The organism is Aeromonas sp. R4-1, from assembly GCF_040908325.1.
Classification (GTDB): domain Bacteria; phylum Pseudomonadota; class Gammaproteobacteria; order Enterobacterales; family Aeromonadaceae; genus Aeromonas; species Aeromonas veronii.
The window spans coordinates 1-17007 of record NZ_JBFODM010000053.1 but is presented as its reverse complement, the minus strand read 5'-3'; the positions used below and the strand labels follow the sequence as shown (position 1 = coordinate 17007).

Genomic DNA, 17007 nt, shown 5'->3' with positions numbered 1-17007 from the left:
ATCCCATGCCGAACTCAGAAGTGAAACGCGGTAGCGCCGATGGTAGTGTGGCATTCGCCATGCGAGAGTAGGACACTGCCAGGCACCCAATTTAACGGTGATGTGAAGAATCACGTCACTGGCTGCGAGGATGACACCTCACTGACGCGGCAAACAATTTAGCGCAAGCTAACCGAATGCGGAGCGGTAGTTCAGTCGGTTAGAATACCGGCCTGTCACGCCGGGGGTCGCGGGTTCGAGTCCCGTCCGCTCCGCCACTAATTTGAAGGCCTTCCCGATTGGGAAGGCCTTTTTGCTATGGGCAGGTTTTGCCCTGCGCCCCAAGATTTTCACACCAGAACGAGTATCAAAGCCCGGCTTAATGACCGGGCTTTGGTGTTTTTAGCGTGTTAAACAGCCAGTGTTAGCATTTATCTAGAGGAAGAGAACTAAAACCCTGTCATCTCCTCCATTTTCTATCTATATCAAGATCTTATCTGATGGATTGCTGGCCATTTTAACTGGTTTACTTTTGGCCAAACTCTGTTCATGGTGCGCGATTAGGGTTGTATCTCGCTTATAACTCGGTAGAGTAAGGGCATCTTGAGTTTGCCTGTCCCGTGCCGAGTTTGCCGGGTTCCAGGTGTAACTTGGCCAGTTTTTATCAACCTTAAGTCAGTGGTATCGATATGGAACAAGTAAACAAGTCCACCTTCAGCGATGTACTGGAATATGTGCGTATGTCCCGTCGCCAGAACAAACTCAAGCGTGAAATTGCGGATAACGAGAAGAAGATCCGTGACAACCAGAAGCGCGTGCTGCTGCTCGACAACCTGAGCGACTACATCAAGCCGGGCATGAGCATTGATGATGTACAGGCGATCATCGCCAACATGCGTGCCGACTATGAAGAGCGCGTGGATGACCACATCATCAAGAACGCCGAGCTCTCCAAAGAGCGTAAAGAGCTGAGCACCAAGCTGAAGGGCATGAGCTCTCACAAATAAGCGTTCAGCTTTCGCTTAAGAGACACCGGCCACTGGCCGGTGTTTTGTTATCAGCTCGGATCTCTGCCACTCCTGCAACAATCGGCTCCCCTTTTTAGAATTGCCCTGTTACCATCACCACAAAGCGGTCAATAGTTTCAAGCCATTGACTTGAAAAGACTAAGCTTGAGTGAAACACAATAAATTGCGCAACCATGGTGGGGCTGATATGGGCGCATCAGAACAGACGGATTTGACACAAGTGGCATCTCAAGATTCATCTGTCCAGACCTCGGACGGGAACCCAAAGCGCAAGCGCCGTCCCTGGTGGCGTTGGCTGTTCTGTTTTCTCTTTTTATTGTGCCTGGGGGCGGTGATCGCTCTGGTTGGCTATGAGATGAAAACCTCGAAGCTGCAATCTCAGGAGATCTCCCGCTATGCCGCCAAGCTCACCTATCAGGTCGAGCCTGGCCAGAGCAAGCAGATCGCCTTCCCTGAGGATGGCCCGTTCGACAAGCGGCTCGGCTATGTGCAACTGCCGATGATGCAGGAGCGCCTGCTGCAGCGGGGTTATGAAGTCAGCAAGCAGGTGCATTTCTCCGACGCGCTCTATGACTACGCCAGTCGTGGCTTCTTCGTGCCCTATACCGAGAAGGTGCAGGCTGGCCTGACGTTGCACGATTGCCGCGCCGAGCCCTTCTATAAATTCAAGTATCCGACCCATCACTATCCGGATTTTGATTCCATTCCGCCGCTCGTCATCCAGTCGCTGCTGTTTATCGAGAACCGCGACTTGCTGAGCAACGAAGAGCCGTTGGCCAACCCGGCGGTCGACTGGCCCCGTTTTGCCAAGGCCGCGCTCTCTCAAGTGGGCAAGGCGCTCGATATGCAGGATCAATCTGCCGGTGGCAGTACCCTGGCGACCCAGGTGGAGAAGTATCGCCACTCGCCGGATGGCCTGACCCTGTCGCCGACCGAGAAGATCCGTCAGATGGCCTCTGCCAGCGTGCGTGCCTATCGTCTCGGGCCGGAAACCCTCGAAGCGCGCAAACTGGTCGCTTGGGCCTACCTCAACTCGGTACCGCTCTCGGCTGCGCCGGGATATGGTGAAGTGCATGGTCTGGGAGATGGTCTCTGGGTCTGGTTTGGTGCCAATGTCGATGACGTGAACCGTCTGCTGGATCCCGCCCGCAATCAGAATGCGCCGCTGGCCGAACAGGGGCTCGCCCTGCGTCAGGTTGTCTCTTTGATGATTGCGCACCGCCGTCCCTCTTACTATCTGGCTCAAGGGCGAGAGGCGCTGGCTACCCTGACCGACAGCTACCTGCGCCTATTTGTGCAGGAGGGGATGATCACGCCACCACTGATGGAGGCGGCGCTCAAGGCCAAGATTACGTTTCGTGATTTCCTGCAGTCCCCGGCTATCACCCGGGTGAACAACAACAAGGGGTTGCAGGTTGCCCGTACTCGCCTGAGCCGTCAGCTCGGGGTGCAGCTCTATGACCTCGACCGGATGGATCTGACCGCCGATACCAGCCTCAACATGCCGTTGCAGAACGAAATCTCCCGTTATCTGCAACAGCTGGCCGACCCGACGTTTGCTGCTCAGGTGGGACTGTTTGGTGAGCGCCTGCTCTCGCCGGAGAAGACCGGCGATGTGCGCTACAGCTTCACCCTGTTCGAGAAGTCGCCGGAAGGGTTCAAGGTGCGGGTGCAGACCGACAACACTGATCAGCCGTTCGATATTAACGAAGGCTCCAAGCTGGAGTTGGGCTCAACCGCCAAGCTTCGGGTGCTGACTACCTATCTGGAGATCGTGGCCGAGCTGCACGACAACTATGCCGGGATGCCGGTTGAGAATCTGCGTAAATTGGCTGCCGTCTCTCAGGACAACCTCAGCCGCTGGGCCATCTCCTATCTGATGACGGCTCAGGACAAGAGCCTGCCTGTGATGCTGGAAGCGGCGCTGGATCGCAAATACTCCGCCAGCCCCAACGAAGGGTTCTTTACCGGTGGTGGCATGCACACCTTCAACAACTTCCGCCGCGAGGATAACAATCGCATTCCGACGTTGCGTGACTCTCTACGTGAGTCGATTAACTTGCCCTTTGTGCGGCTGATGCGCGATATCGTGCGCTACAGCCTCTACAAGGAGGGCAACCGTGCCCAGCTGCTCAAGGATGACAAGGATCCCCGTCGTCAGGAGTATCTGGCCAAATTTGCCGACAAAGAGGGCCAGACCTATCTGCTGCGCTTCTGGCGCAAATATCGCGGCAAGACTCCCGAGGAGCAACTCGATACCTTCCTCGACGGTCTCAAGCCGAGTGCGGTACGTCTGGCGGCGGTTCACCGCTACCTGATGCCGGAAGCCAGCGAAGCCGCATTTGCTGCCTTCCTGGCGGAGCGGTTGCCGAGAGAGAAGCTGAGTGCCAAGCGGGTTAATCAGCTCTACGTCAGCTATGGTCCGGGCAAGTATTCACTGCCGGATCAGGGCTACATTGCCCGGGTTCACCCGCTGGAGCTGTGGCTGCTGGCCTATCTCAAGGAGTTCGACAAGGCCACCTTTGCCGACGCGGTGGCGGCCAGTCGTGACGAGCGGCAAGAGGTCTACAGCTGGCTGTTCAAGACCCGTCATCGCAGTGCCCGTGACAGCCGGATCCGCACCATGCTGGAGGTTGAAGCCTTCCTCGATATCCATCAGCGCTGGGCCAAGCTCGGTTACCCGTTCGACCATCTGGTGCCTTCGCTGGCGACCGCCTTGGGCAGCTCCGGCGATCGTCCGGCTGCACTGGCCGAGCTGATGGGGATTATCCAGAATGGAGGTGTCCGCTCGCCAACTTTGCGTATCGAGCACCTCTCGTTCGCCAAGGGGACGCCCTTCGAGACCGAGTTTGAGCCGCAGCACACCGAGGGTACCCGGGTGATGCCAGCAGAGGTGGCGGCAGCCCTGCGCAGTGCGCTCTCCAAGGTGGTTGAAGGGGGCACGGCAAGACGTATCGCCGGTGCCTTTACCCTGCCGGATGGCACTGTGCTGCAGATGGGGGGCAAGACCGGAACCGGGGATAACCGGATTGAAACCGTGGGCCGTTATGGCAACGTGACCAGCTCACTGGCGCGCAACCGCACCGCAACCTTCGTCTTCTATCTGGGTGAGGATCACTTCGGTACCCTGACCGCCTATGTACCGGGTAGCCAGTCTGACAAGTTCCGCTTCACCTCGGCACTGCCGGTGCAGGTGCTCAAGGGGATGGCTCCCCTGCTGACGCCTTACCTGCAACCGGGCTCCCATACCCAGTGTCTGGCGAACCAGTGATGCGCACGAATTACCGCTCATCACGCAGATAACTGACCAGAAAAAACGGGGAGGCTGACAGCCTCCCCGTTTTTATTTCCTTATCGGGCGCCGCTGCGCTCGATTGCGATCAGGCATTCAGTACGAACTGCTCGATCACCTGAGCCACGCCATCTTCATCGTTGCGGGCAGTGGTGTGCTGGGCGAGAGCCTTGATCTCGTCGGTGGCATTGCCCATCGCAACCCCGAGACCCGCGTACTCGATCATGTGGCGATCGTTGCCCGCATCCCCGACGCAGATCACCTGATCGGCGGTCAGGCCTAAGTGCTCGGCCAGTGCGGCCACGCCTGTTCCCTTGTTGCTCTGCTTGTTCATGAACTCGAGGAAGAAGGGGGCGCTCTGTACCACGGTATAGCGCTCATAGAGCTCTGCAGGCAGTCGCTCGATGGCGCGGGAAAGCTGGGGCGGCTCGTCGATCATCATCACCTTCATGATCTGTTCGTCGGCAGGCAGGGTGGCGAAGTCGATCAGATTGATCGGCATGCCGATCAGGCGGGATTCGTGCTCGGTGTAGGTGCTGACACGGGGACTGATGAGGCCCTGGGTGACCGAGAAACCATGGACGTTCACTTCCAGCTCGTCAGCCAGTCTGGCGACGGCGCTGGCGTCACTGCCGGTCAGCAGCTGGCTGCGGATGATGCGCTGATCGGCCACCTGTTGCACCAGGGCGCCGTTGTAGCAGATGACGTAGTCATGCTCTGTGGTGAGGCCGAGCTCTTCCAGATAGCGGCTCATCCCTTCCAGCGGGCGGCCGGAGGCCAGCACAACGGTTACCCCTTTGGCGCGCGCGGCACTGATGGCGGCGTGGGTGCGGGGAGTAATCTGGCCCTGCGGGTTGAGCAGGGTGCCATCCATATCCAATGCGATCAGCTTGTACATCTCTCACTACCTGAGTCTGGGTGGCCCGCCCGGTGGGGCCAAGGAAGTGGCGAGTGTAGCGAAAATCGGCGGCGGGATCACGACCGGTTCAGCGATGGGGCCGTGCCGGTTGAGCTATTTGTGTCCCTCGTAAGGGGTCATCTCCAGGGTTTCATCATGGATGGTCAGGCGGGTAGGGCCTCGGGTGATGGTAACCTTGCGTTTGAAGCTGGCCATCTCGACCTCGATGCCGGAGTAGAGGTGCTGGGTGGCAATGACCTCCATCTGAGCCATCAAGTTTCGCAGCTCCTCCTGGTTGGCGGTGAGCTGCTCATCGAGCTGGGCCAGTTCGGCCAGCTGATGGTCCCGGATCGGTTTGAGCTTGCGCAGGGTATCCGGATTGCGCTTGTCGCCGGGTAGTTGCAGCAACTTCATGACCAGCTCCTTGATTTTCTCCAGCTGGGCCTGACACGCCTGCTGGCGTAGCTTGAGCTGGTGTTCCTGCTCCTTGTGGGTGAAGTAGCCGCCAAGGATCTGCAGCCGAGTATGGTTGGCGGCCTCGGCCCCCAGGCTGGGGGCCATGATCAGGCGATTGGCAATGCTGGTGCCCCCCAGCAGAGTGCCTTTGCGCATGTTGCTATCGCCCACCTTGATGTCTTGTCCGCTGCGGGAGTAGCAGTGGCTGAGCTGGCTCTGGATCTGGATATCCCCCCCCGCTTCCAGCTGGGCATACTGGGCGTAACTGGCGTGGATCTCCCCTTGCGCATTGAGCTGGCAAAGGTACTCCCCTTGCTCGTTGCGGCGGCCAATGATGCCGTGGCGTACCGTAATGCTGCCCCCCGCCTCGATCCAGCCCCCTTCGATAAAGCCGCCAATCACGATGTCACCGCTGACCCGGATCTTCATGCCAGGGTTGACGTCGCCGCTGACGATTAAGCCCCCTTCAAAATCAATATGGCCGTGGCGGGCATCCACCTGTTTTACGCTGAGCACCTCGTCCACCTTCATGCCTGCTTTCTCCTGACAGGGCAGGCCAGCCCGACCGGCAATCAGCAGGTCGGGATCGTCGGGGGAGATAAAGGTGCCCTCGCCAGCACTCATCGGACTGTCTTTGCCATCCTTGGCGGGTAGGTCCTGACCGGTCACGGTAAAACCGGGTACCCCGACGGTGGCCGGATGACGGCGCATCAGCGGAGCTCCTGCCTTGACGGTGACGATGGAGCCGAGATCCCGCAGGTCGACCTTGCCATGCCCCAGCTCCTGCGGTTTGAGGATCCGTTCGGCCGGGGTCTCCACCAACCGCTCATAGCGAGTGTCCTGACCATTGACGGCTGGCTGGCCGTTGGCAATCACCAGCTTGAGCTGACTGCCGGGGGCGGCCTCCTTGGCTGACTGGATGCCAGCGGTGAGCAGTTGCTCACTCACCCCCTGTTTGATTTCGCTGATGGCGATCGCCTCTTTCAGCTGTTCCAGCGTCACATACTTGCCACCCCAGTCGGCAGTGATCTGGGCGATGGCGCTCATGCGATCCTTCTCCACTATTACGGCGAGTCGGGCATCCTGACGCTTGCCGATGGGGATGGGGTTGGCAGGGACGGGGGCGGCAGGGTTGGTGAGCAGGGTATTGAGCAGGCTGATGGCCTGTTTGATCCCCTCGGGCAGCGGCTGATAGCGGCGACAGTTGGAAGCGAGCAGCAGAGCCTGCACATCCTGTTCCGTGACAGGTTTGGTGAGACCGGCGGCAATCCGCAGGCAGACCAGTTCCATATCGCTTGATAGCAGCAACCACTCTTTGCTTAACACCGCATCTCCTTGCTGGATGAGAACGGAACGATCGGCTCGCTCCTCTACTGTCATTTAATCTCTCAATGATTAATAAAGCGAGTCGCCAACCCTGAGAGTGGGCAGTATTCAGATATTTCCTCTGAATGGTCAATGAATTGAAGTCAAATCGGTGATGGCGGCCGGATAAATATGGGTGCTGTTTGGCAATGGTGTGAAAAGACAGATCGCAGCGCCAGCGACGTAGGGTCGCTGGCAGGGGCGGTAGTTATCAGCTGCGCTGGGCTGTTCTGGCCAGGGTGAGGTAATCGCCGAGTACCGGCTCACCCAGCATATGGCGGCGCAGCATGTCGAGGGCGGCAAAGGCGAGGATCTTGCGGCGGCTCTCCGGGTCGGGGTGGCTGACCTTGACCGTCTGACCGATGTGCTTGCCATCGGCGCTGAGCTGCAGTGGCACTCCCTCCGGCCCCTCTCGCCCTATGGTCAGTTGCAGGCCCGCATCGGTGGTCGGCAGTTGCGCCAGCTCATCGGCCAGTTGCGCGCTGAAGTTGGCCTCCAGCCTGGGATGGCCGTGACAAAGCGCCAGCAGCGCACCTCCACTCTCCCCCTCCAGCAGAGTCAGCGGTTTGTCTTGCAGCAGCGCCAGGATCTGCTGCGCCGGTTCCGTATCTCCGCTGCCAACCAGCCAGGGGCGGATCGTATCCAGCAGTCGGCGCTCTGCACTCTCCATGTCAGCGGCACTGGCGCCGTGGCCGATCAGCTTCAGCTCGATAAGGGGCATGGAGGAGCGGTAACCCAGCTCGATGCTGGCTGGCCAGGGTTCGGCATCCAGCATATCGCTGAGGGCTGATTCCGAGATGCCGAAGGTGTAAAAGCGACGCAGCTCGGTATCGATCTGCGCCCCGGCCAGCTGTTTGAGGCGCGGCAGAATTTGCTCGCGTACCATCTGCTTGAATTCGAACGGCACGCCCGGGGTGAAGAAGAGCTGGCTCTGGCCACTTCGCACCACAAAGCCGCAGGCGGTGCCGACCGGGTTGTCGAGGATTTCGCTCCCCTGCGGCAACCAGGCCTGTTTGGCATTGCTTTGTGCCATGGGGCGACCACGGCTGGCGTAGCGGGCTGTGATGGTAGCAAGCCAGTCGGGGAAAAGGGTGAGCGGCTGTTCAAAGGCTTCAGCTGCCGCCTGAGCAGTGAGGTCGTCGGCAGTGGGCCCGAGCCCGCCACACACCAGCACCACCTCGGCGCGGCTGGCACTCTCTTGCAGCACCGTTTTCAGGTCGGCGAGGTTGTCCCCCACCGTCAGGCGACGGCGCACCTGCCAGCCCTGCTCCAGCAGCAGAGCGCTGAGCCAGGCCGCGTTGGTATCCACCACCAGACCCGTCACTATTTCGTCTCCGGTACTGATGATCTCGATACGCATGGCAGGCTCCTTGGATTAAACGGGTGGCAATGGTTGGCCTCGGGCCAACACAATCAGGCTTTGTTGTGCTCGAAGTAGTAGCTGATCCGGGTACGCGGATTGAGGTACTCGAACACGGCGGGTGGCAGCCGTTTGGGGTGGATCACCTTGGCGATCGACAGTTCGGCTTGCTGCAGGTCGATGATGGCCGCTTCCTGACGGGGAATGCGCGGATCGTAGACCAGCACCGAGGGGTAGAGCAGGCGGGAAGCGTTGACCGACATCACCAGCCCCACCTGACCGTTGGAGAGTTGCACCACGCTGCCGGGGGGGTAGATCCCCATCAACCGGATCAGCATGCTGAGGTACTCCGGATTGAACTGCGCCTTGCGCTGCTTGTAGAGGCCGCTCAGGGCCGAGTAGGGCACCTTGGCCTGCATGTGGCAGAGGTTATCGTACTCGTTGATCAGCGACACCATCTGGGTCAGCGGATCGAGCTGGCCACCCTTGAGCCCTTCCGGCCCGCTGCCATCGAGATATTCATGGTGATGGAGCACGATCCCCTTCGCCTCGGCCGGGAAATCCTTGGCCAGATTGAGCAGATCCAGCCCGTAGCGCGGGTGCTGGGCCATCAGGTTCTGCTCCGGCTTGGTCAGCGGCTCGGTCTTGCGCAGGATCTGGCTCGGGATCTTCAGCTTGCCGATATCGTGGAACAGCGCTCCCATGCCGACTTGACGGATCTCGTCGGCCGTCATGCAGCACTCCTTGGCCAGCAGCATGCTGAGCACGCTGACGTTGAGGGAGTGGAAGTAGAGGTTGTTGCCATCCTCGCTGTCGGAGACCAGATGGAGCACCATCTCGTCCACCGAGAGCAGTTGCTCGGTCATGGCGTTGACCAGCTCCTGCGCCTCGCCGATGGCATTGAGGGGGCGGGACTGGATCTTGCTCATCACGCTGCGCACCTGCGCCAGCGACTGCTGGAACTGTTTCTCGCACTGCTGCAGATTGCGGCGATAGAGTTGCAACTGCTCGATGCGGCGATCCTTCTCCTGCTGCATCTGGGCCTGGCGCTGGGCGGCGTCTGCGCTCTCTTGTTGCTGAGGCTGTACCTGATTGAGGGGCTTGGGCGGAACGTCGCTCTTGTCGGGAATGATGGTGACCAGTTTCAGGCCGAGACGGCGGATCAGCTCGATCTCTTCTTCACTTTTGATCTTGAAGCTGGAAAACAGGAACGGGTGTTCGCGCCACCCCAGTGGCAGGGATACATAGTTGCCGACTTGCAGTCGATCTACGGAAATCTTGATACCGGTCATTATCTTGGAAGCAGGAGACACACTGAGCCGTATGCTAGTCAAAGGCGGGGGTGAATACAAAAGGTATCTGATGACAGGGCAGGAGCTTTATTATAGGCTTCTGGATGTCCAGACATATTTACTGATGCAGTACAGGGAGTAAGCATGCCGATCAAGATCCCGGATCAGTTACCCGCCGCCGAAGTGCTGGGGCAGGAGAACATCTTCGTGATGACGGAATCCCGGGCCGTCACCCAGAACATCCGCCCGCTGCGGGTGCTCATCCTCAACCTGATGCCAAAGAAGATTGAGACCGAGATCCAGCTGATGCGGATGCTCTCCAACTCGCCGCTGCAGGTGGATGTGGATCTGCTGCGCATCGATGACAGGGAGTCAAAGAACACGCCGCAGGCGCATCTGGAGAACTTCTATCACGACTTCGAGCAGGTGCGTGGCAACAACTACGACGGCATGATCATCACAGGGGCGCCGCTCGGGCTGGTGGAGTTCGAGGAGGTGGTCTACTGGCCGCGCATCGTAGAGATCATCGAGTGGTCCCATCAGCATGTCACCTCCACCCTGTTCCTCTGCTGGGCGGTGCAGGCAGCGCTGAAAGCCTTGTATGGCATGGAGAAGCAGACTCACGGCGAGAAGCTCTCCGGGGTTTATCGCCACCATCGCCTCGATGAGCACGAGCCACTGCTGCGGGGTTTCGATGATGAGTTCGTCGCCCCGCACTCCCGTTACGCGGCGTTTGATGGCGATCTGATCCGTGCCCATACCGACTTGCAGATTTTCGCGGAGTCAGCAGAGGCGGGAGTCTATCTGGCGGCGACCAAGGATTGTCGTCAGGTGTTTGTCACTGGGCACCCGGAGTACGATGCCCTGACGCTGGACGGGGAGTATCAGCGGGATCTGGCGGCGGGGCTCGACCCGGCCATTCCGGTCAACTACTACCCGAATAACGATCCGAGCCGGACGCCGCGTGCCAGCTGGCGCAGCCACGGTCATCTGCTGTTTGCCAACTGGCTCAACTACTACGTTTATCAGCTCACCAGCTATCGGGTGGAAGATATCGGCAAGGTCTTTACCTACGACCAGGGAGGCAAGTAGTCAGTCGCCCTGCGCCAGCCGCTCGGCCAGCAGGTCGAGCCACTGGCGGTGGCAGGCCAGGGTAAACGCCTTGGGTCTGTGGGCCTTGATGGCGGCCATCGCCTCTTGCTGTGGCTGGCCGAGGGTCATCAGCAGCGCGGCGGCGACCAGACCGGTACGACCGCTGCCCCCTTTGCAGTGGATGACCAGATGTTTGCCATCGCCCAGCAGCTCGCGCAGCTGCGGCAGCGCCTGTTGCCAAGCAGCCTCGAAGTCGGTGTCGGGGGCCAGATCATCCTCGATGGGCAGATGGAACCAGCGCATCCCTTCGTGCTCGACCTGCTGGCCGAGCTGCGCCAGTTCGAGTCGGATCAACTCGGCGCTTGTCATCAGGGTCACCACCCCGTGGGCACCGGCCAACCGCAGTTGATCGAGCGCCAGGGTCAGCGGCACCTGCTGGGTGCCGGGGCAGGGGGTCAGCAGCAGCTGACCGTCGACACGGGGAACCTCAAGGCTCCAGAAGGGGTGATACGGGTGCATGGCGGATCCTCGCGTGGTGGCCGCAGGGCTGCGACCGGTGAATGGCGCCAAGGATAGGCGGGGCAGGGGGGATGTCAATGGCCGTTGTGTTTGCCCCGGTTTACGGGCAGAGTCTAAAAAATTGAGCGGTTCAAGGAGTTAAGATGAGAAACCTGGATCAACTGGATTTGGATATCCTGGCCCATCTGTTTCGGGATGCGGGCATGACCAACAAGGATCTGGCCGCGCTGGTGGGCGTTGCCCCCTCCACCTGTCTGGAGCGGGTGCGCAAGCTGCAGCAGGATGGCGTGCTCAAGGGGGCGCACTGCGAAGTGGATTATCAGGCCCTCGGTGGTCACATTCAGGCCATGGTCTCCCTGCAGCTGGCCCGTCACAGCCGTCAGATCATCGATGCTTTCCGCGATGCCATTCTGGCGCTGCCCGAAGTGATCAGTCTGTTCCACATGGGGGGCAAGGATGATTTTCTGGTGCACCTCTGTGTCTCCGATACCGAGCACCTGCGCAACTTCGTCTTTGATCACTTCACCTCCCGCGAAGAGGTGGTGCACCTCGAAACCTCGCTGGTATTCGAGCACAAGTTCAGCCGCTCCCTGCCCTGCTTTCCCCAGCCATAACGGCCAGTGGGCCGACAGTATGAATAGATAGAAAAAACCGCCAGCTGGCGGTTTTTTCTATTCTGCTATGGGTTGAAGCAGCACGAGCGGCTCAATTGGCTGCGGTGCGTTCATCCTTGGCCGTCTGATAGAGGCTCTTCTGATAGGCCATGCTGCCCCACAGGGCAAGACCGAGGGCATCCTCCTTCAAGGCGTCCGGCTGCGCCGCCAGAGTCAGCTTCTCGCTGGCATTGTCGTAGACATAGCCCTCTGCCGCCCGTTCCGGTTGCAGGATCACCACATCCTTGCCGCGCATCAGGGCAAAGTTCTTGTCGTACTGCATGATGGCGCGCCCCGGCCAGTCGGCGGGCATACGGGTCAGATCCTTGCCGAGCATGGGGTAGTCGGCACTGATCCCCATCAGGGAGAGCAGGGTCGGCGCCATGTCGATCTGGCTGACGATGCGCGGATCCTTTCTCGGTGCAATACCGTTGCCCACGATAACCCCCGGAATATGGAAGCGGGGGATGGGCACCAGACTGGCGCCACCGACCCGGCTGTCGTGATCGGCGATGACCAGGAACAGGGTGTCTTTCCAGTATTCGGACTGTTTCGCCCTCTTGAAGAACTCGCCGATGGCGTAATCCGCATACTTGGCCGCGTTGTTGCGGGTCTGTTTGGGTTGCTCGAAGAGTTCGATGCGGTTGTCCGGGAATTCAAACGGATCGTGATTGCTGGAGCTGAACACCAGACTGAAGAAGGGTTTGCCCTCTTTGTGCAGCGCTTTGAAGGTCTCGTCGGCCTTGGCCATCAGATCCTCATCGGAGGCGCCCCAGGAGCCCTTGAACACCGGATTGTCGAAATCCTTTTGTTCGACGATGGTGGTAAAGCCGTTGCCGAGGAAGAAGCTACGCATGTTGTCGAAGTGGCTCTCGCCGCCATAAATAAAGTTGGTGTCGTAACCCCGCTGTTTGAGCAGATCCGCGATGGTAAAGAAGTTGGTCTGGCTCTTGCCGAGTTTGACCACCGCCTGTGCCGGGGTCGGCGTGAAGCCGGTCAGTACTGCCTCGATACCGCGCACCGAGCGGGTGCCGGTGGCGTAGAGCTGCTCGAAGGCCCACCCTTCACGGGAGAGCCCGTCGATATTGGGGGTAAGCGGCAGGCCGCCGAGGGAGCCGACAAACTGGGCGCCCAGACTCTCCTGCAGCAGGATCACCAGATTCTTCGGTTTACCCTGAAAGCTCGCCTGGTTGAAGGTCTGGCTGGGCAGCAGATCGGAGTTGAAATCACTGGCCGGACGGCCACTCTCCTTGCGCATGACCTCGAGCACCTTCTGAGGGGTCATCTCACCGTAAAACTGGCCGGCATCCTCCTCGGCGCCCATCTGTTTGATGGCAAAGAAGAGGGAGTAGGCGGAGTTGACGGTGAGTGAGTTGACCAGCGGATCCTCGGCAAAGGCGACCATGGCCGGGTTCAGGGCGCGGTGGCCGAGACTGGAGCGGGCACCGAGAAAACCTATGGCCAGAATGAGCAGGGCGAAGGCCGGACGCAGATACCAGCGGGGGAAGCTGAGACCACGTACCAGACGGCCGCTCAGCCACCAACCGCCGGTCAGCGCGGCGCCACTGAAGAGTAACGCCAGCAGCAGCTCGGCTTTGCGGCCCGCCCACAGCATGGCGAACACCTCTTTCGGATAGATGAGGTACTCCACATAGAGACGGTTGGGACGCACGCCATACTCGGTGACAAACGAGGGGGTGGAGATCTCGAGGAACAGCATCAGCCAGAGTCCGACGGTCAGCCAGACGCGCATCAGTTGCAGCCAGCCCCGGCCGATGGCATGGGGGCCTGCCAGCAGCAGAGTGAGCATGGCGGGGACACCCCAGACCCAGCAGAGGGTCGCAAAGTCGACCCGGATCCCTTGCAGCAGCATCTCCTGCCAACCGGCCACGGCATCCACCCGTTCCAGTTGCCAGAGACCGAGGGCGATTCGGCTGAAAGAGAGAGAAAAAAGCGCGAGCGCGCAGAAGACGGCGAAGGGCCAGAACGGGCCGAGTCGCTGTTTTAGATTTGTCATGTTTGTTCCTGAATGAGACTCTAAACGTCTGTCCACAGACGTTTTTTTAGTTGTTGTGAGGTTATGACAGATCGAATTGGTTAAGGTTGCATTCAAGTTTGTTAAAAGTCGGCATTAACACATTTGTCATCTAAAAATGTGATGTCGCGCCACTAATGAGCAAAGAATAATCTGCTGGGTAAAATGTGAGCCACAGCGTGTATGGATGGGGAGTTGGTGTTTATAATTGCCGCGAATTATCTCAATCGGAGCCGAAGGGATGCCGGTCTTTATCGATGTCGAGTATGTGCGGGGATGGCGCCTGTTTCTGGTGTTATCGGATGGCACCACGGGTGTGCTGGATCTGACCCCCTGGCGAACCCAGCCGCTGTTTGCAAAGCTTGAGAGCGAGCGTCACTGCGCCCGGGTTTTCATCAACCGTCACCACCAGCTGGAGTGGCCCGTCGGATGTACCTTGTCAGCCCATGAGGTCTATCACCTCATCTCTCCCATCGATGAGCGGGAAGCCTTCAGCTAATCCCCATTTTTTGTGAGCCAACGCCAGATTCCCGTTACTGGAATGTTTGCCCGTTTGCCTTTCTGAGCCAACTTGGGTAAAACCTGCGCAACATTTTGCCAACTTGCCTTCGCTTCACCTGACAGAGGCTTGCCGCTTTCGCGCCGCAGGCCTTTTTTGCGGCCTGATGGCAAACCTTTCCCTTGCTGAAAGGTTTGGTCGGTTGAATGAAAATAACAAAACAAACAAATACATAAGGAAAATGTATGGCTTGTCATATGCGCACACCCCTTGCCTTGCTGGTTGGTGGGCTCGCCTGTCACGGCGCTGCCGGTCAGGAATCGGTGCAACAGCTGGATCCCATGGTGGTGGTGGCAACCCGCCCCGCCAGCACACTTGAAGTGACGCTGGATCCCAAGAAGCCCGGTTCCCCCATGCCCGCTGCCGACGGCGCCGGTTATCTGAAGAATGTCACCGGCATGAGCATGGTGCGCAAAGGGGGGCTCGGTGGCGACCCTGTGCTGCGGGGGATGGGGATGTCCCGTCTCAACGTGCAGATGGATGGCGGCATGCTGGCCGGTGGTTGTGGCGGCCGGATGGACCCGCCCACGGCCTACGTGTTCCCCCAATCCTTTGACCGGATCCGGGTGCTGAAGGGGCCACAATCCCTGGAGCAGGGGGCCACGCTGGCGGGAACCGTGCTGTTCGAACGGGACAGACCCGAGTTCACCGCACCGGGTCTCAAGGCCGATGCCTCGGCCCTCTTTGGCAGCTTCGGCCGCGATGATCAGATGGTCGACATGACGGCAGGCTCGACCGATGGTTATCTGCGCGGTCAGTTCACCCACTCCGACAGCGATGATTACCGCGATGGCCACGGTGACAAGGTGCGATCCTTCTATCGCCGTGAGAACGGCACCGCCCAGCTGGGCTGGACGCCGGGGGAGCACACCTGGCTGGAACTGACCGCCGAGCGCAGCAATGCCCGCGCCGCCTATGCGGACCGCACCATGGATGGCCCCATGTTTGATCGCGAATCCTTCGGGCTGAAGCTCAAGCAGGAGCAGATCACCACTCGCTGGCAGCGCAGCGAGCTGACCCTGTGGGACAACTACATCGACCACATCATGGACAACTTCAGCCTGCGGCAAAACAGCGGCATGAAGATGCTCTCCAACCCGGATCGCCGCAACACCGGCGGTCGCTGGGCCAACGACATCGCCCTGCCAGCAGACTGGCTGCTGACCGCCGGGCTCGACAGCAACCGGGATCAGCACCGCAGTCGGAGTGGGGGCGACTATGCCACCAAGGAGCGCCAGCGCACCCTGCGTTTCGAGCAGCAGGGCGGCTTCGCCGAACTGGGTCGTCAGCAGGGGGCTCACAGCTACAAGGGCGGTTACAGTCAGGATAGGGTAGAGACCACCCGCTATGGCGCCGGTGAACAGACCCTCTACAGCGATACCCTGAGTCTTAACAGCGGGTTTGGCCGCTACGAATATCAGTGGTCGCCACGCTGGTCCAGCTATCTGGCCTGGGGGCAGGCAGAGCGTGCGCCGGACTACTGGGAGCGCAGCAAGGACAGCACCCCGTTCACCCTCACCCCGGAGCGCAGTCGCCAGTGGGATGCTGGGTTGGCCCTGCGCAGTCGCGAGCTGGACCTGACCCTCTCCCTCTTTAGCGCCGATATCAAGGACTACCTGCTCTACAACAGCAAGTCGAACAAGGTGCGCAATATCGATGCCCAGACCCGGGGTGGCGAGCTGGAGGGGCGCTGGCAGTTTGCCGAGCAGTGGCGTCTCGATGGTGGTCTGGCGGTGGTCTACGGCGAAAACCAGAGCGACAACAAACCGCTGGCCCAGATGCCGCCGCTTGATGGCAAGCTGGCGCTGGGCTGGCAGCCAAATGAGGCGCTGAGCTTTACCCTGCTGGGGCGCGCGGTGGCGGCGCAGGATCGGGTGGACATCGGTTCCGGCACCGTGGCGGGTCAGGATCAGGGGGAGACTCCGGGCTTCTTCACCATGAACCTGAGCGGCGCCTGGCAGTTTGCCAAAGGGTGGCAGCTTTCGGCCGGGGTGGACAACCTGTTCGACACCTTCTACTACGAGCACCTCTCCAAGTCGGTGCACGCCAGTCAGGCGGGGTTGGGCTATGAGCAGAGCGGCCGCATCCCCGAGCCGGGCCGTTCCTACTGGCTCTCGCTCAACTACCGTTTTGCCTCGGCAGGGGTGCTCTAACCAGTTGAGTCAGATAACGTTTTCAGTCACAGACACCGCTGTGTGAGCATCGCTATCATGGTGAAAAACAGGCGTATCAGACGCCTGCTCTCACAGCGGGAACATAACAATGAAACAGGGAACGTTACGCTATGGCGGCCTGCTCGGGGCTGCCCTGTTACTTGCGGCTTGCGGCGGCAGCGGTAGTTCAGGTGGGGAGAGTTCTCCCCCCGTCGTCAATCCGCCGGTCACCCAGGGCGGGAGCACACTTTGTTGATATTTTAACCAAAGAATAACTGAGCCCGATAGTCGTCATTCCAGCCGGCTCTTTTTAGCTTGTTTCTCTG

General features: G+C 59.8%; 13 protein-coding genes and 1 tRNA gene. 7 read left to right on the top strand and 7 right to left on the bottom strand.

The window, feature by feature from the left end; translation table 11 throughout:
• The first annotated feature begins 180 nt into the window (after nt 1-180).
• From AB5Y90_RS08785 to AB5Y90_RS08775, 3 genes are all read left to right on the top strand, one after another.
• Nucleotides 181-257, top strand: a tRNA-Asp gene (locus tag AB5Y90_RS08785).
• A gap of 411 nt (nt 258-668) precedes the next feature.
• Nucleotides 669-986: a PTS system regulator TmaR gene (tmaR, locus tag AB5Y90_RS08780; RefSeq protein WP_005336024.1), complete on the top strand. Its 318-nt coding sequence runs from the start codon at nt 669-671 to the stop codon at nt 984-986.
• Nucleotides 987-1194: 208 nt separating this feature from the next.
• On the top strand, nt 1195-4278 hold the full coding sequence (locus AB5Y90_RS08775; RefSeq protein ID WP_307896152.1) for a transglycosylase domain-containing protein: 3084 nt from the start codon (nt 1195-1197) through the stop codon (nt 4276-4278).
• A 109-nt stretch (nt 4279-4387) separates the two neighbouring features.
• Here AB5Y90_RS08775 and yidA read toward each other — a convergent pair whose 3' ends face one another.
• The 4 genes from yidA to AB5Y90_RS08755 all read right to left on the bottom strand — a co-directional run bounded on the left by yidA (nt 4388) and on the right by AB5Y90_RS08755 (nt 9670).
• On the bottom strand, nt 4388-5197 hold the full coding sequence (gene yidA, locus AB5Y90_RS08770; protein ID WP_307896153.1) for a sugar-phosphatase: 810 nt from the start codon (nt 5195-5197) through the stop codon (nt 4388-4390).
• A 114-nt stretch (nt 5198-5311) separates the two neighbouring features.
• Complete coding sequence (locus AB5Y90_RS08765) at nt 5312-6979, bottom strand: FapA family protein (RefSeq protein WP_368166814.1); 1668 nt, start codon at nt 6977-6979, stop codon at nt 5312-5314.
• A gap of 250 nt (nt 6980-7229) precedes the next feature.
• Nucleotides 7230-8378, bottom strand: a complete 1149-nt coding sequence (locus tag AB5Y90_RS08760) for a CinA family nicotinamide mononucleotide deamidase-related protein (protein WP_307896157.1) — start codon at nt 8376-8378, stop codon at nt 7230-7232.
• Between the two features lie 53 nt (nt 8379-8431).
• The gene (locus tag AB5Y90_RS08755) at nt 8432-9670 is read right to left on the bottom strand and encodes a DUF3391 domain-containing protein (protein WP_005336014.1); all 1239 of its coding nucleotides are present in this window, start codon (nt 9668-9670) and stop codon (nt 8432-8434) included.
• Nucleotides 9671-9814: 144 nt separating this feature from the next.
• On the opposite strand from AB5Y90_RS08755, the gene metA reads away from it, so the two are divergent.
• A complete protein-coding gene (gene metA, locus AB5Y90_RS08750) occupies nt 9815-10762 on the top strand; it encodes a homoserine O-succinyltransferase (protein WP_151285838.1) in 948 nt (315 codons plus the stop codon).
• Here metA and AB5Y90_RS08745 read toward each other — a convergent pair whose 3' ends face one another.
• Entirely contained in the window at nt 10763-11281 is a 519-nt protein-coding gene (locus tag AB5Y90_RS08745; RefSeq protein ID WP_307896158.1) for a cyclin-dependent kinase inhibitor 3 family protein, read from the bottom strand.
• A 143-nt stretch (nt 11282-11424) separates the two neighbouring features.
• Between AB5Y90_RS08745 and AB5Y90_RS08740 the strand changes: the two genes are divergently transcribed.
• Complete coding sequence (locus AB5Y90_RS08740) at nt 11425-11895, top strand: Lrp/AsnC family transcriptional regulator (RefSeq protein ID WP_005336001.1); 471 nt, start codon at nt 11425-11427, stop codon at nt 11893-11895.
• A 91-nt stretch (nt 11896-11986) separates the two neighbouring features.
• On the opposite strand, the gene AB5Y90_RS08735 is transcribed toward AB5Y90_RS08740, so the two are convergent.
• Nucleotides 11987-13951 carry an LTA synthase family protein gene (locus AB5Y90_RS08735; protein WP_307896159.1) on the bottom strand — a complete coding sequence of 655 codons (1965 nt, stop codon included), beginning with the start codon at nt 13949-13951 and terminating at the stop codon, nt 11987-11989.
• Between the two features lie 259 nt (nt 13952-14210).
• On the opposite strand from AB5Y90_RS08735, the gene AB5Y90_RS08730 reads away from it, so the two are divergent.
• Nucleotides 14211-14468 (top strand): DUF2442 domain-containing protein, encoded by a 258-nt coding sequence (locus tag AB5Y90_RS08730; protein ID WP_005335997.1) that lies wholly within the window; start codon nt 14211-14213, stop codon nt 14466-14468.
• On the opposite strand, the gene AB5Y90_RS08725 is transcribed toward AB5Y90_RS08730, so the two are convergent.
• Nucleotides 14465-14725: a hypothetical protein gene (locus AB5Y90_RS08725; RefSeq protein ID WP_141108901.1), complete on the bottom strand. Its 261-nt coding sequence runs from the start codon at nt 14723-14725 to the stop codon at nt 14465-14467. The two genes, AB5Y90_RS08730 and AB5Y90_RS08725, sit on opposite strands and share 4 nt — an antisense overlap.
• Between AB5Y90_RS08725 and AB5Y90_RS08720 the strand changes: the two genes are divergently transcribed.
• Nucleotides 14714-16681 (top strand): TonB-dependent copper receptor, encoded by a 1968-nt coding sequence (locus tag AB5Y90_RS08720; RefSeq protein ID WP_307896163.1) that lies wholly within the window; start codon nt 14714-14716, stop codon nt 16679-16681. The two genes, AB5Y90_RS08725 and AB5Y90_RS08720, sit on opposite strands and share 12 nt — an antisense overlap.
• Nucleotides 16682-17007: the final 326 nt, after the last annotated feature.

Excerpts from the sequence above, each read along its gene's own strand:
- AB5Y90_RS08720 (WP_307896163.1), top strand. The coding sequence starts at position 14,714 with ATGGCTTGTCATATGCGCACACCCCTTGCCTTGCTGGTTGGTGGGCTC.
- AB5Y90_RS08745 (WP_307896158.1), bottom strand. The coding sequence starts at position 11,281 with ATGCACCCGTATCACCCCTTCTGGAGCCTTGAGGTTCCCCGTGTCGAC.
- AB5Y90_RS08725 (WP_141108901.1), bottom strand. The coding sequence starts at position 14,725 with ATGACAAGCCATACATTTTCCTTATGTATTTGTTTGTTTTGTTATTTT.
- AB5Y90_RS08735 (WP_307896159.1), bottom strand. The coding sequence starts at position 13,951 with ATGACAAATCTAAAACAGCGACTCGGCCCGTTCTGGCCCTTCGCCGTC.
- metA (WP_151285838.1), top strand. The coding sequence starts at position 9,815 with ATGCCGATCAAGATCCCGGATCAGTTACCCGCCGCCGAAGTGCTGGGG.
- AB5Y90_RS08730 (WP_005335997.1), top strand. The coding sequence starts at position 14,211 with ATGCCGGTCTTTATCGATGTCGAGTATGTGCGGGGATGGCGCCTGTTT.
- AB5Y90_RS08775 (WP_307896152.1), top strand. The coding sequence starts at position 1,195 with ATGGGCGCATCAGAACAGACGGATTTGACACAAGTGGCATCTCAAGAT.
- AB5Y90_RS08755 (WP_005336014.1), bottom strand. The coding sequence starts at position 9,670 with ATGACCGGTATCAAGATTTCCGTAGATCGACTGCAAGTCGGCAACTAT.
- tmaR (WP_005336024.1), top strand. The coding sequence starts at position 669 with ATGGAACAAGTAAACAAGTCCACCTTCAGCGATGTACTGGAATATGTG.
- AB5Y90_RS08740 (WP_005336001.1), top strand. The coding sequence starts at position 11,425 with ATGAGAAACCTGGATCAACTGGATTTGGATATCCTGGCCCATCTGTTT.
- yidA (WP_307896153.1), bottom strand. The coding sequence starts at position 5,197 with ATGTACAAGCTGATCGCATTGGATATGGATGGCACCCTGCTCAACCCG.
- AB5Y90_RS08760 (WP_307896157.1), bottom strand. The coding sequence starts at position 8,378 with ATGCGTATCGAGATCATCAGTACCGGAGACGAAATAGTGACGGGTCTG.